14 protein-coding genes are annotated in these 13,189 nt (G+C 64.9%); 3 read left to right on the plus strand and 11 right to left on the minus strand.

Annotation, left to right across the window (positions count from 1 at the left end; translation table 11 throughout):
* Window positions 1-2 precede the first annotated feature (2 nt).
* On the minus strand, window positions 3-1,166 hold the full coding sequence (locus MWU77_RS00110) for a steroid 3-ketoacyl-CoA thiolase (RefSeq protein ID WP_247272660.1): 1,164 nt from the start codon (window positions 1,164-1,166) through the stop codon (window positions 3-5).
* A 201-nt stretch (window positions 1,167-1,367) separates the two neighbouring features.
* On the opposite strand from MWU77_RS00110, the gene MWU77_RS00115 reads away from it, so the two are divergent.
* Complete coding sequence (locus MWU77_RS00115; RefSeq protein WP_247272661.1) at window positions 1,368-2,621, plus strand: cytochrome P450; 1,254 nt, start codon at window positions 1,368-1,370, stop codon at window positions 2,619-2,621.
* A gap of 67 nt (window positions 2,622-2,688) precedes the next feature.
* Here the strand turns inward: MWU77_RS00115 and MWU77_RS00120 are convergent, their stop codons facing one another.
* From MWU77_RS00120 to MWU77_RS00160, 9 genes are all read right to left on the minus strand, one after another.
* Window positions 2,689-3,633 (minus strand): DUF1214 domain-containing protein, encoded by a 945-nt coding sequence (locus MWU77_RS00120; RefSeq protein WP_206039901.1) that lies wholly within the window; start codon window positions 3,631-3,633, stop codon window positions 2,689-2,691.
* A gap of 54 nt (window positions 3,634-3,687) precedes the next feature.
* Window positions 3,688-4,374 (minus strand): hypothetical protein, encoded by a 687-nt coding sequence (locus MWU77_RS00125; protein ID WP_169688166.1) that lies wholly within the window; start codon window positions 4,372-4,374, stop codon window positions 3,688-3,690.
* Window positions 4,358-4,969, minus strand: coding sequence for a TetR/AcrR family transcriptional regulator (locus MWU77_RS00130; RefSeq protein ID WP_169688167.1), 612 nt, complete (start codon window positions 4,967-4,969; stop codon window positions 4,358-4,360). Before MWU77_RS00130 ends, MWU77_RS00125 begins: the two co-directional genes overlap by 17 nt.
* Window positions 4,970-5,037: 68 nt before the next feature.
* A complete protein-coding gene (locus tag MWU77_RS00135) occupies window positions 5,038-5,610 on the minus strand; it encodes a nucleotidyltransferase family protein (RefSeq protein ID WP_169688168.1) in 573 nt (190 codons plus the stop codon).
* Window positions 5,611-5,619: 9 nt separating this feature from the next.
* Complete coding sequence (locus tag MWU77_RS00140) at window positions 5,620-6,033, minus strand: nuclear transport factor 2 family protein (protein WP_169688169.1); 414 nt, start codon at window positions 6,031-6,033, stop codon at window positions 5,620-5,622.
* On the minus strand, window positions 6,030-6,926 hold the full coding sequence (locus MWU77_RS00145; RefSeq protein ID WP_247273034.1) for a TIGR03619 family F420-dependent LLM class oxidoreductase: 897 nt from the start codon (window positions 6,924-6,926) through the stop codon (window positions 6,030-6,032). Before MWU77_RS00145 ends, MWU77_RS00140 begins: the two co-directional genes overlap by 4 nt.
* A 12-nt stretch (window positions 6,927-6,938) precedes the next feature.
* The gene (locus tag MWU77_RS00150; protein WP_247272662.1) at window positions 6,939-8,114 is read right to left on the minus strand and encodes a thiolase domain-containing protein; all 1,176 of its coding nucleotides are present in this window, start codon (window positions 8,112-8,114) and stop codon (window positions 6,939-6,941) included.
* A complete protein-coding gene (locus MWU77_RS00155) occupies window positions 8,114-9,175 on the minus strand; it encodes a thiolase domain-containing protein (protein WP_247272663.1) in 1,062 nt (353 codons plus the stop codon). Before MWU77_RS00155 ends, MWU77_RS00150 begins: the two co-directional genes overlap by 1 nt.
* 13 nt (window positions 9,176-9,188) lie before the next feature.
* On the minus strand, window positions 9,189-10,163 hold the full coding sequence (locus tag MWU77_RS00160) for an OB-fold nucleic acid binding domain-containing protein (protein ID WP_169688173.1): 975 nt from the start codon (window positions 10,161-10,163) through the stop codon (window positions 9,189-9,191).
* Between the two features lie 90 nt (window positions 10,164-10,253).
* Here MWU77_RS00160 and MWU77_RS00165 point away from each other — a divergent pair, with 90 nt between their 5' ends.
* Together MWU77_RS00165 and MWU77_RS00170 are read left to right on the plus strand one after the other, a co-directional pair.
* Window positions 10,254-11,291 carry an LLM class F420-dependent oxidoreductase gene (locus MWU77_RS00165; protein WP_247272664.1) on the plus strand — a complete coding sequence of 346 codons (1,038 nt, stop codon included), beginning with the start codon at window positions 10,254-10,256 and terminating at the stop codon, window positions 11,289-11,291.
* 87 nt (window positions 11,292-11,378) lie between these two features.
* The gene (locus tag MWU77_RS00170; protein WP_169688175.1) at window positions 11,379-12,248 is read left to right on the plus strand and encodes a class II glutamine amidotransferase; all 870 of its coding nucleotides are present in this window, start codon (window positions 11,379-11,381) and stop codon (window positions 12,246-12,248) included.
* Between the two features lie 6 nt (window positions 12,249-12,254).
* Here the strand turns inward: MWU77_RS00170 and MWU77_RS00175 are convergent, their stop codons facing one another.
* Window positions 12,255-13,112: a crotonase/enoyl-CoA hydratase family protein gene (locus tag MWU77_RS00175; protein WP_169688176.1), complete on the minus strand. Its 858-nt coding sequence runs from the start codon at window positions 13,110-13,112 to the stop codon at window positions 12,255-12,257.
* Window positions 13,113-13,189: the final 77 nt, after the last annotated feature.

A 13,189-nucleotide genomic window follows, 5' to 3' on the forward strand; every position in this document is an offset into this window, starting at 1 on the left:
GATCAGATGCGTTCGATGATGGTGCCCGTGGCGAGCGCGCCACCTGCACACATCGTGATCAGGGCCGTCGATGCGTCCCGCCGTTCGAGTTCGTGGAGCGCAGTCGTGATCAACCGCGACCCCGTCGACCCGACCGGGTGACCCAGCGCGATCGCCCCGCCGTTGACGTTGACCTTGTCCATGTCGGGCCCGTGGACCCGGGCCCACGACAGCAGCACCGACGCGAAAGCCTCGTTGACCTCGAACAGGTCGAGGTCGCCGATGCTCATGCCGGATTTCTCGAGCACTTTCGCGGTTGCCTGGACAGGGCCGTCGAGGTGGAATTCGGGCTCGGCGCCGACCAGGGCCTGCGAGACGATCCGCGCGCGTGGCTTCAGGCCCAATGCCTTCGCTTTGTCCTCATCCATCAGAAGCACCGCGGCCGCACCGTCGGAGATCTGCGACGAGGTGCCTGCGGTATGGATGCCGCCGTCGAGGACGGGCTTCAACTTGGCCAACGACTCGGCGGACGTGTCCCGCAGCCCCTGGTCGCGGGTGACGGTCTGCTTCTCGCCGGTGTGATTGCCTTCCTTGTCGACGACAGGGGCGACGACCTGCAGGACCTCGCGTTCGAAGCGGCCTTCGTCCCATGCCTGCTTCGCGAGCTGCTGGGAGCGCACACCGAGGGCATCGACGTCATCGCGGGTGATACCGCGGCGCCGAGCGATTCGTTCGGCGGCCTCGAACTGGTTCGGCATGTCGATGTTCCACGACTCGGGTCGGCGGGGTCCGGCCTGGTCTCCGACGTTCGCGCCGAGCGGAACCTGCGTCATCGCTTCGATACCGCACGCGATCCCGGCCTCGATGGCACCGGTTGCGATGAGACCTGCGATGAGGTGGTTCGCCTGCTGCGCCGACCCGCACTGGCAGTCGATCGTGGTGGCGCCGACCTGCCACGGCAGTCCGGCATTCAGCCAGGCCGTGCGGGTGATGTTGTTGGACTGGGCGCCGGCCTGGGTGACGCAGCCGCCGATGACCTGTTCGACGAGTGCCGGGTCGATCCCGGACCGCTCGATCAGCCCGCTCTGCGCTGCACCGAGGATCTCGGCGGCGTGGAGGCCGGAAAGCCATCCACCTCGTTTGCCGATCGGGGTGCGTGCGGCCTCGACGATGACGGGTGTGCCCACAGCGGGCTCCTTTCTGTGTGCCCCTCGGGGCAGCGTTCCTACCTCGGAAAATAGAACGGGTTATCGAGTGGTGCAAGGGGTGGTCTCGCCGTTCGGAACCATGGTTTCCTTGGCGAGCCGCGTGTGCTGTGCTTCAATGATTCTAGAACGTGTTCCACATTACAGCGCGGGTATCCGCGCAAGGGCAGGAGAGGTTCAGTGGTGGCACAGCCCAGCATCCCCGAAGGCATCGACTTCACAGATCCCGATCTTTTTGCGGAGCGCATGCCGTTCGAAGAATTTGCCGAACTGCGCAGGACGGCACCGGTCTGGTGGAACAAGAAGTCGCCGGATGTCAGCGGCTTCCACGACGAAGGCTTCTGGGTCGTGTCCCGCCACGAAGAGGTCCGCGAAGTCTCCCGGCGAAGCGATGTGTTCTCCAACTGGGAGAACACCGCGATCCCGCGCTTCAACGACGACATGCCGCGAGAGGCCATCGAGCTTCAGCGTCACGTCCTGCTCAACAAGGACGCGCCCGAGCACACCAAGCTGCGTAAGCTGGTCGCACGTGGATTCACACCCCGCGCGATCAACGGTCTGCGCGACGAATTGAACTCGCGGGCAAAGAAGATCGTCGCCGAGGCCTGCCAGGAGGGCGGCGGCGACTTCGTCACCCAGATCGCTGCCGAGCTGCCGCTGCAGGCCATCGCCGACCTCATCGGGGTGCCCCAGGATGATCGCGCGAAGATCTTCGAGTGGTCCAATCAGATGACCGGGTACGACGATCCGGACAACACCGCCGATCCGGCAGCGGCCTCGATGGAGGTCCTCGGCTACGCGTACCAGATGGCTGCCGAGCGTAAAGCGAATCCGGCGGACGACATCGTCACCACCCTCATCGAAGCCGACATCGACGGCGACGAACTCGCGCCCGAGGAATTCGGATTCTTCTTCATCGTGCTCGCCGTCGCGGGTAACGAGACCACCCGCAATGCCATCTCCCACGGCATGGCGGCCTTCCTCGACAACCCAGAGCAGTGGGAAATCTTCAAGCGCGACCGTCCGAAGACGGCTGCCGACGAGATCATCCGCTGGGCCACACCGGTCATCTCGTTCCAGCGCACCGCACTCGAGGACACCGAGCTCGGCGGTCAGGCGATCAAGAAGGGCGACCGCGTCGTGATGCTGTACGCGTCGGCCAACAACGACGAAGAAGTCTTCGAGAACCCGCGCGAGTTCAATATCCTCCGGGATCCCAACCCGCACCTCGCATTCGGTGGAACCGGAGCGCACTACTGCCTCGGTGCCAACCTGGCTCGCATGGAGATCGACCTGATCTTCAACGCGATCGCAGACCATATTCCGGACATCACCAAGATCTCCGATCCGCATCGGCTGCGGTCCGGCTGGCTCAACGGGATCAAGGAATTCCAGGTCGACTACAAGACGCAGGGTGGGTGCCCGGTCAAGCACTGACACGGGCGGTCACGCGGAACCCTCGCTCCTTCGGGTGCGGGGGTCCGTGCGTCTTCGCGATCCCGGTTCAGGTTTGCGCGGTGATGGTGGGGGGCGTCCAGCGGCCGTCCAGGACTTCCGCGCGTGGACGGTACAGGCGCACAAGGTAGTTCCACCCATCAGTGATAGGAATTGCATTGTTCTGCTTCGGATCACCGCCGAACCGGATGGTGAGCGAACCGTCGTCGTCGGTGACACCGGTGATGTTGTTGACGCTGTAGGCGTGACTTTCGTTCGGCTCGAAGAATCCCTCGGCGTTGTAGACCGAGATCGACCAGAACCCGTCGACGGGCACATCGCGCATCGTCAGTTCGTACTCGCCGACCGGCAGCCCGGGGTCCACCCCGATATACACCGCTTCCGCGGTGGGAAGACCACCCCAGCCTGCAGCCGTACCGATCAGGTGTCGTACCTCGTCGACATCGGCTTTCGTGCCGAACATGCGGTCGAAGTCCGTAAGATTTCGCGCCAGCGCGAGCAGGGCGTCACGTGTGTCGTCCATGCTTTTCCGGTCGTAGTTCGGGGCGACGAACGGTGTCGACGATCCTGCGACGATGCGGAAGCGATCCTGTAGTTCGGCAACTTCGCGTACGTCGTCCGGATCGGCCGGATCCACCAGGATCCGGACTGCAACAGCCACGTACGGTGTCGGGTAGTCCTCGGCAGTGAGTCGGTACTCGTCCGGTTCGTGGAATATCCGGTCGACGTGGTGATCCTCGTCGACCACCATCACCGACACATAACGCTCCCCGGACTCGGGTACGGTGACACTCGCCCCACCCGACACATCGACGATCGCGAAACTGTAGAGGGTGTCGCGATTCATCCGGATGACAGTCTGATGTTCGACCGCCGCTGGCGTTCGATGGTGCAGGAGAGTATTGATCCCTCCGGCATCGCGTTGGAGATCGGCGAACATCCGATCGGTCTCTGCGCGGACGAAATTATCGACATTCACCCGAACCGGAGTCATCTCGGCAGCGTAGTGGTCCGACGGTGTGGCGCGCTTCGTTTTCCGCATCTCGGGTCATCGGACCCGGCGGTATTCCTGACGTTTGTTGCGATCGCGCACGACGATGCCGCCGGCCTGCAGTGCGTCGTGCAATTTCTGTGCAGTGCCTGCCTCCTGGCGGGAGAGCGCGGTACGTCGTTCGCGGAGCAGCGTGTGCGTCTCGTCGTCGAGAGCGGGGTCGCCGTCGACCCACCGGGAGAATTCGTCCGCGTGGAGGGCCTTGTCTGTCCACGGGTAGCCGTGCTCGGTGAATGCGTGGGCGACAGCGGTCTTGTCGAGATCGTCGCGATTGCGCCGGGCCAGTTCGCGCCCCGCGGTGTCCGTCAGGACCAGGTCCTTGTCGTCGAGATGGACCCCGGCGACCTTGGACCGCGGCACATACAGTTCGTCGTCGTCCTGATCGAGCAGCACGCCATCGGAATCGACGGTGACAGTGAGAGATTCCCCGACGGTCATCATGGCGAGAGCGGTACCCGCGACGATCCCGAGCACGGTCAGGATCGGCAGCGACCACGCGGTGGTGAGCTCCGAGAGGAGCTCGACCGGTCCGGGAACCGTCGGCAGAGTGTCGACGGCCCAGCGGCAGAACGGGGGAGCGGCGAACCCGAGCCCGACGCCGACCAGGGTGCACGCCACGGCAACCGCGGCGGGGATGGCCCAGGAGATCGAAACCTTTGTCGCATCGTCACGCATTTTTGTCATGGCGCTCTCCTCTGTGTCCGGTCAGATAGCGGTGAACGACCGTCCGCATGGTGTCGACGGGTGCTGTGGCGGCCGGGTTGTCTGCGTAGAGGAATGCCGAGTCGGTGATCGCCCGGATCCAGGTGGCGGTCGCGTCCGGATCGAGCGAGGGGTCGATCCGGTCGTGCGCGCGACGGAGGAGATCGCTGAGTCCTCGGTTCACAACGGCGTCCGTCTCGTCGAGGACGACGGCAAGTTGCGGGTCGTGGGTCACCTGCCGCATCACCTCGACCACGAGGCCCGCCGCGAGCGGATCCGAAGCGGGTTCGACCAGCTCGGCGACGATGTCGAGAACAGCCGCGAGGGGGTCTGCGGCGTCTTGATAGCGCTCGATCATCGACCGGGATTCGGGCAGGTCGCGCTCGAAGATTGCCCGGAAGACGCCGCGTTTGTCGCTGAAGTAGTGGAAGACGGTGCCAGAGCTGACGCCCGCGGCTTTCGCGATCGCGGTGATGGGTGTTGCGTCGTAGCCGCGCTCGGCGAAGAGCACGGCGGCAGCGTCGGTGATGGCGTCGCGGCGGCGGGCTTGGAGTTCTGGGTCTGCGGAGCGGGCCATGAACACAGCGTAATAATTGATTGACTGGTAAGTCAATGAATTGCTCGCTGGCCGCGGCCGGCTCGGACTCAATCCAGCCGGTGCAGGTCCTCGACGGTGTCAATATCGCCGGGGTCCGCAAGCCCCGCGCAGTCCAGCCGCCGTACCCGGTCGCGATTGCGGTGGAGGAACGACCTGGCACCCTCGTCTCCGGTCGCCTGCGACGCCGCTGCGACAGCATCCACCACGTCGAATACGACAGGATGGCCCGGGCGGTCACCGAACTTGGGCAGCGTCACAGTGCCGGTTTCGTGCGCTCCCAGAACTGCGCGCACGAGATCGGCGTTGATTCCGGGGAAATCCACCACCGTCAGCGCGATCACATCGGCACCTGCGGCCGCGTCGACCCCGCGCTGAAGCGAGGTCGACATGCCGATCTCCCATCGCGGGTTGTACACCAGGGTTGCCCCGGGTGGGCACACTGCAGTCACCTCGTCGGCATACGCGCCGGTCACGACAATCACCTCGTCACACCCCCCTTGCCCGAGAGCGTCGACGACGGAATGCAGCAGGGGACGGCCCCGGTGGGGTAGCAGGGCTTTCGCCCGTCCACCCAACCGCGAGCCGTCCCCCGCAGCGAGAACGATTCCGGCAGTGACCACGGTCCGACTCTACTGGGCCGGACGCACCGTCTTCATTGCTCGATCGACCTCCCAGAAGGCGCGCAGCGACGCGATCCTGCCTTCGTCGTTCACTCGGTAGACGAACACGCCCTCGGCGTCGATGATGTTGCCTGCCATCGTCGTGCGAATGGTGCCGATGTTGACGCACTCGTCGCCGCACACCAGGACGTCGTCGACGAGGAATTCGAGCGAATCGGTGTTCGCGATCGTCATGTCGTAGAACTTCGCGATCGCCTCTGCCCCGTGATGGCCCTTGCCTTCCGGGTCGAACCCCGACGGTCCGACAGGATCTTCGACATATCCGTCGTCGGCGAACAGCGCCAGCCATTCGTCCTTGCGCTTGCCGCTCGCGGCCGCCTGGGACGAGCGTGCCGCGACGCGTGCGGGATGTTCCTCGCTCATGCTGTGCCTCTCTCGTGGATGGAGCCATTCGCGTGGATGAACTTCTCGGCGAACTTCCGCAACGATTCCTGCTTTGCCTCGAGCGGGGAGTCGAATCCGTGACCGTCGAATATCCATGGCACGACGATGATGTCGGTGACCCCGGCGTCTTCGAGTTCGGCGTAACCGGACGAGCCGAACTTGTCGATACACACCGTCTGGATCTCGAAGGGAGTGTCGGTCCGGCCGTATTCGCTGCGCAAGGTGCGCAGGCGGCCGATCACGGTGACGAGATCGTCGAACTTGATCATTGCCGAGGTCCAGCCGTCGCCGACCCGCGCTGCCCGGCGCAACGCCACGTCGGTGTGACCACCGACGTACAACGGCACCGGTTTACTGGGGGCCGGGCTCATCTGCAGGCGATCGAAATCGTAGAACTCGCCGTGGTGCTCGACCATGCCACCGCCGAGGATCAGCTTCAGTACCTCGACCATCTCGTCGACACGTTTTCCACGTCGCGCGTAGGGAACGCCGCACCACTCGAACTCTTCTGGTGCCCAGCCGATTCCGACACCGAGGCCGAAACGGTTGTTCGTGAGGTTCGCGACCGAACCGACCTGGCGGGCGAGCAGTACCGGATTGCGGGAACCGAGTTTGAGGACCTGGGTGTAGAACTCGATCGTCGACGTAGCTGCCCCCATCGCAGCTGCGGCGATGAGTGGGTCCACCCAGGGTGTATCCGCCGTCCACATCCGCGACCCGTCCGGTGTGTAGGGATAGTCGACGGTCTGCTTCTCCATGTAGAACAGCGAATCCGGCAATGCGATCGACGAAAAGCCGCATTCCTCGGCGGTCTTCGCGATCCCCGCGAGCTGATCCAGTGGCGTCATCGCAACGCCGACGGTGAACTTCACCATGGCATACCCCTAGTTCGCCGGCTTATCGGACCCGACGACCCACATCGAGAAGTACTGCGAGCCACCACCGTATGCATGACCGAGTGCCTTGCGCGCGCCTTCCACCTGATGGTCGCCGGCCTTACCCATGACCTGGATCGCCGCCTCGGCGAAGCGGATCATGCCCGACGCACCGATCGGGTTCGACGACAGGACACCCCCGGACATATTGACCGGAAGTTGTCCCCCGATTGCAGTTTCTCCTGCCTCGGTGAGTTTCCACCCACCGCCTTCCGGGGCGAACCCGAGGTTTTCGAGCCACATCGGTTCGAACCACGAGAACGGAACGTAGATCTCGGCGCAGTCGATTTCGGTGAGGGGGTCGGTGATTCCCGCCTGCTTCCACAGTGCAGCCGCTGCGATCCTGCCTGCCTCGGGATTGACCTGGTCTCGGCCGGCGTAGGTCGTGGGCTCGGTGCGCATAGCGGTCGCATGGATCCACGCGACGGTCCGGCCGTCCGCCTCGGCTGCGGCAGCGCTGTCCGCGTCGCCGAGCACCACGGCGCACGCCCCGTCGGACGACGGGCACGTCTCGTCGTAGCGGATGGGATCCCACAACATCTGCGACGCCTGCACCTTCTCCAAGGTGATGTCGGGCTGCTTGAGGTGGGCGTACGGGTTCTTCGCGCCGTTGAGGCGGTCTTTCACGGCGACCATCGAACCGATGTGCTCGGGCGCCCCGGACCGACGGATGTACGAGCGGACGTGGGGTGCGAAGTAGCCACCCGCACCTGCGCCGACCGGCATCGTGAACGGCACCGGCGTAGACAGCGCCCACATCGCATTGGATTCGGACTGTTTCTCCCACGCGACCGCAAGTACGCGACGGTGGACCCCCGCCTGGACGAGGCTCGTGGCCACGTTTGCGGTCGAACCACCGACGGACCCGGCGGTGTGAACACGGAGGAGAGGTTTGCCGGTGGCGCCGATCGCGTCGGCCATCGCCAATTCCGGCATCATCGCGCCTTCGAACAGGTCGGGGGCCTTGCCGATCACGACGGCGTCGATGTCGTCCCAGCCGACATGGGCGTCGGTCATGGCACGGTCGATCGCTTCACGGACGAGTCCCGCCATCGAGACATCGTGCCGCTTCGCGACGTAGTGGGTCTGTCCCGTTCCGAGGACAGCTGCGGGTTGCTTCGCCATCAGTTTCGTCCCTCCAGAACGGCTACCAGATTCTGTTGCAGCACAGCGCCACCCGTGGCGTGGGCGAGTGCTCGGCCGGCTTTCCCGTCCATGATCGCCTGGGCGGCGAAACCGATACGCTCGAGCCCGCCGGAGAACATCGGGTTGCCGGTCAGCGGACCACCCGACGGATTGATGGCAGTGTTGCCGTTCAATCCGATCTCCTCACGCAGGATCAACTCCTGGTGAGTGAACGGTGCGTGCAGCTCGGCGAGGTCGAAGGAGTTGTCACCGCCGGTGACAGCCGCAGCGGCAGCGCGCGCGGAGGGCGCGGACGTCAGATTGGCGGCTCCGAAATTCGGGGAGTCGATGCGATGCTCGATCCCGGTGATCCACGCGGGGTTCTCACACAGTTCTCGTGCGCGGTCGCCGGACGCCAGGATGATCGCGGCGGCGCCGTCGGTGACGGGGGCGCAATCGTGGCGGCGCAACGGGTCGGCGACGTACGGGGTCGCGAGCAATTCCTCGACGGTGACATCGCCGCTGACCTGGGCATCGGGCCTGCTCTTCGCCGCGGCGCGGGCCTGCACGGCGACCTCGGCCATCTGCTCCGCGGTCCACTTTCCGGAGTCGAGTCCGATGCGCGCTTGCAGGCCTGCGAGCGACACGGCGTCGAGACCGAGTGGTGCGACGAGATACGGATCGAGCTGCAGCGACAGGGTGCGCCGCAGCGTACCGGCCGACGATTTGCCGAACCCGTACACGAGCGCGGTGTCGACCTCACCGGTGATGAGCTTGACCCAGGCCTCGTAGAGGGCCCACGCTGCGTCCATCTCGACGTGCGACTCGTTGATCGGAGGAACTGCACCGATCGCGTCGATGGCCGAGATGAACGAGAACGAACGACCGGCAAGATAGTCGGACGAACCGGAGCACCAGAAACCGATGTCGGACTTGGTGATTCCGAGCTCGTCGTAGAGCTTCTGGAAGCAGGGCACGAGCATTTCGACACCGTTGGTGGTGCCGTGTGTTTCGCGGACGTGTGGAGCGTGCGCGAAGCCGACGACTGCAATGTCTGTCATGATTCCGCGGCTCCTAGAGGTGGTGTTTGAAAGTGTCGAAGTCGGCGTCGGGTTCGCCGGTGGGACGGAAGTATTCGATGTTCCTGAGGGTGTAGTCCCATTCCTCCTGCGGTCGCCATTTCGCTTCGACGCGCATACCCATACGGACTTCTGCGGCATCGCACTCGAGGATCAGGTGCAGGAAGGGAATGTCGGCGCCGTCGAGCAACACATATGCCGCGACGTACGGCGGCTTGATCTGCTGGCCCATGAACGGCACGTTGACGATGCAGAACGTGGTGACGATGCCCTTGTCGGACAACTCGACGTGTTCCTTGGTCGGAACGCCGTCGGTGGGGCTTGCGCCGCGCGGCGGGACGTATACCTTGCCGCCCGGCCCGGTGCGTCCACCGACGAGTTTGCCTTCCTTCAATCCACGCAGATACCACGACTCCTCGGGGGACGCCGTGTGCGTGTAGTGCAGATCGAGCGGAGTGGTGATGATGGTGACCGGTTCGGTGCCGGTGCCTGCAGCCGGTACATCCTCGGCCTCGCCCGGCTCGAACGCGACGATGTCGTGGATGTCGCCCACCCGCTCGTCCGCCCATCGGACGCGCACCCGCATGCCGGTGCTCATGTCGTCGGGAGAAGGGACATCGACGGCGTGCAGCAGCGACGAGTCTGCACCGTCGAGCCGGATCAGAGCCCACGCGAACGGGTGATCGAACGGTTGCCCGGGCAGAGGCTCGGGATTCCACGTCCAGCTCACCACGGTGCCGGTCTGCCCCGCTTCGACGAAATCGACGAGCGGCTCGTGGGTGATCGCGTCGTATTCCGGGGGAGGGACGAGCACTCGACCGTCCGAACCGCGTGCGCCGACGATCCGTCCGTCGCGCAAACCGGTGACGAATGCGCCGACAGCAGGCCCGGTGGACCGGGTGTAGTCGAACTGAAGATTCAACGGGGCTCTCAGTGGCGGTTCGACGACCGCGCTCTTTCCCAGACTCACATCTTCGAGTAGAACAGGTTCTAATGTCGCTGGCAAGAGTAGCGTGTGAACAGGGCGGCATCGCCAGTCGTCCGACCAGAAAGGCGTGCAATGGAACTGGGACTTCAATTGGGATACTGGGGCGCGCAGCCTCCGGCCAACGGACCGGAACTCGTTACTGCCGCTGAGGCGGCAGGGTTCGACGCGGTCTTCGCGGCCGAATCGTGGGGGTCGGATGCGTTCACGCCGCTCTCATGGTGGGGGTCGGCGACCGAGCGGGTACGGCTCGGGACCTCTGTTGTGCAGATCTCCGGACGAACCCCGACGAATTGCGCCATGCACGCACTCACGCTCGACCACCTCTCCGGCGGCCGGCACATCCTCGGCCTGGGTGTGTCCGGACCGCAGGTCGTCGAAGGCTGGTACGGGCAACCGTTCGCAAAGCCGCTGGCCCGGACCCGCGAGTACGTGTCGATCATCCGTGATGTCCTCGCGCGGAAGGAACCCGTCACCAGCGCGGGTCCGCACTATCCGTTGCCGTACTCGGGTGAGGGCGCGACCGGGCTCGGTAAACCACTCAAGCCCATCACGCATCCGCTCCGGTCGGACATCCCGATCTGGCTCGGAGCCGAAGGACCGAAGAACGTCGCGCTCACCGCCGAGATCGCCGACGGCTGGCTCGCGATCTACTACTCCCCGCGCCTCGCCCCGATGTACAACGAATGGCTCGACGAAGGATTCGCCCGTCCGGGAGCGCGTCGCACTCGTGAGGACTTCGAGATCGCGGCGACCTGCCAGGTGGTGGTGACCGACGACAAGGCCGCGACGATCGCCGGAATGAAACCGGTCACCGCGCTCTACGTCGGCGGAATGGGTGCACCGGAGTTGAACTTCCACGCGCAGGTCTACCGCCGGATGGGATATGGCGAAGTGGTCGACGAGGTCACCGAACTGTTCCGCTCCGGACGTAAGGACGAGGCGGCCGCGGCGATTCCCGACGAGATGGTCACCGAGACGATGATCGTGGGCAACCACGACGAGGTACGCGCGGGTGTCAAGCGGTGGGAAGACGCGGGAGTGACCATGCTCCTGGTGTCGTGCCGCGACGCCGAGCACGTGCAGTCGCTGGCCGACGTTGTGCTGGGCTGACTCCCGCTGCATCCGTTTCCGTCTCGCGGCACGCGGGTCCGACCTATCCTCGAGTCATCCGGAGTTCCGTGGTGAGGTGGGGTCCGCATGTGCCGACTGTTCGCGCTCAGTGCTGCACCGCACCGAGTGCACGCGACCTTCTGGTTGCTCGACGCTTCCGATTCTCTTGCTCGCCAGAGCCGTCGCGAGCCGGACGGCACGGGTCTCGGCACGTTCACCGACAGCGACGTACCTCTCGTGGAGAAGCAACCGGTGGCCGCGTACGAGGATCGAGCATTCGCCACGGAAGCCCGAGAGCGGTCGTCGCGGACGTTTCTCGCTCATATCCGGTACGCGTCCACGGGCGGGCTCGCCCCGCGCAACACACATCCCTTCGAGCAGAACGGACGGTTGTTCGCGCACAACGGCGTTCTCGGCGATCTCGACCGGCTGGATGCGGAGCTCGGCTCATACAGAGATCTTGTGCAGGGTGAGACGGATTCGGAGCGGTTCTTCGCGCTCGCCACCAGGCGCATAGACGAGCACGACGGGGACGTGACGGCCGGCCTCACTGCCGCCGCCCAGTGGGCCGCCGAGAACCTCCGGATCTTCGCTCTCAACGTCATCCTGACGACGGCCACCGAGCTCTGGGCGTTGCGGTACCCGGATACCCACGAACTGTGGGTGCTCGAACGTCCGGGCGGAGGCGCCCAGGGGGATCGTCGCCTCGACCACGGCGGCACTGCAGGCACCGTGCGTGTGCAGGCGGGGCATCTGGCACAGTATCCGGCCGTGGTGGTTGCCAGCGAGAGAATGGACGAAGACCCGCACTGGTCGGCGCTGAACTCCGGCGAGCTACTGCACGTCGACGATCACCTGAGCACGGTCCGCAGCGTTGTGCTCGATGCCCCTCCGGCACATCCGATCACGCTGGCCGAACTCGACGAGCGCGCCGCGGCTTCACAGCGCGGCAGGTGAATCTCGTCAGGCACCGGTGAATTTCGGCGCTCGCTTCTCGGTGAAGGCGCGAGGCCCTTCTTTCGCGTCGGCGCTCTTGAAAACGGCAGCACCGAGTTCGGCGTCGATGCGGAAGGCTTCTTCTTCGTGGAGTCCTTCGGACCGGCGGATGGTTTCGAGGATTGCCTGAACTGCGACAGGTCCGTTGGCGGAGATCGTGTCGGCGATCTCGAGCGCCTTATCGAGAGCCTGGCCGTCCTCGACGACGTGCCCGATGAGCCCGATCTCCTTGGCTTCGGGTGCCAACAGATGCCGACCGGTGAGCAGGATGTCTGCGGCGATCGTGTACGGGATCTGACGGACGAGGCGCACCGCCGAACCGCCGAGCGGGAACAGGCCCCACTTGGCCTCGGACACGCCGAACTTCGCGCTCGAACCGGCGACGCGAATGTCGGTGGCCTGAAGGATCTCGGTGCCGCCTGCGATGGCGGGGCCCTCGACCGCCGCGATGAGGGGTTTTGTCAGTCTCCGTCCCTTGAGCAGAGCAGGCAGGCGAGACAGGTCCCAGGCACCCTTCCCGTCGCCTCGCTCGCCCTGCTCGAATTTGTCGCCGGGTGCAGACTTGTTCATGTCCTTGAGGTCGGCGCCCGCGCAGAATGCCCCACCCGCGCCGGTGAGGATCGCGACACGGATCTCGGGATCGCTGTCGACCCGGTCCCACGCCTCGGTCATGATCGCCATCATCTCGCCCGACAGGGCGTTTCGTGCTTCCGGCCGATTCATCGTGACGATCAGGGTGTGTCCGCGTTGCTCGACGAGGCAGTGCGGAGCACGCTCCGAAATGTCCGAATTATCGGCGGTGCCGGTGGGGGCGGTAGGGGACACTGGAACTCCTGAAGTGTTGTGAACTGGATCTCAATCCCGGTCTTGTCAGAAACGATAACACGTTCTATTTTGATGGC

Source organism: Rhodococcus sp. F64268 (assembly GCF_023015605.1).
Classification (GTDB): domain Bacteria; phylum Actinomycetota; class Actinomycetes; order Mycobacteriales; family Mycobacteriaceae; genus Rhodococcus.

What these genes read in the sequence shown, in the direction of transcription:
- MWU77_RS00130 (WP_169688167.1), bottom strand. Translation starts at nt 4,969, where the DNA reads ATGGCCCGCTCCGCAGACCCAGAACTCCAAGCCCGCCGCCGCGACGCC.
- MWU77_RS00155 (WP_247272663.1), bottom strand. Translation starts at nt 9,175, where the DNA reads ATGACAGACATTGCAGTCGTCGGCTTCGCGCACGCTCCACACGTCCGC.
- MWU77_RS00140 (WP_169688169.1), bottom strand. Translation starts at nt 6,033, where the DNA reads ATGAGCGAGGAACATCCCGCACGCGTCGCGGCACGCTCGTCCCAGGCG.
- MWU77_RS00150 (WP_247272662.1), bottom strand. Translation starts at nt 8,114, where the DNA reads ATGGCGAAGCAACCCGCAGCTGTCCTCGGAACGGGACAGACCCACTAC.
- MWU77_RS00165 (WP_247272664.1), top strand. Translation starts at nt 10,254, where the DNA reads ATGGAACTGGGACTTCAATTGGGATACTGGGGCGCGCAGCCTCCGGCC.
- MWU77_RS00125 (WP_169688166.1), bottom strand. Translation starts at nt 4,374, where the DNA reads ATGACAAAAATGCGTGACGATGCGACAAAGGTTTCGATCTCCTGGGCC.
- MWU77_RS00170 (WP_169688175.1), top strand. Translation starts at nt 11,379, where the DNA reads ATGTGCCGACTGTTCGCGCTCAGTGCTGCACCGCACCGAGTGCACGCG.
- MWU77_RS00120 (WP_206039901.1), bottom strand. Translation starts at nt 3,633, where the DNA reads ATGACTCCGGTTCGGGTGAATGTCGATAATTTCGTCCGCGCAGAGACC.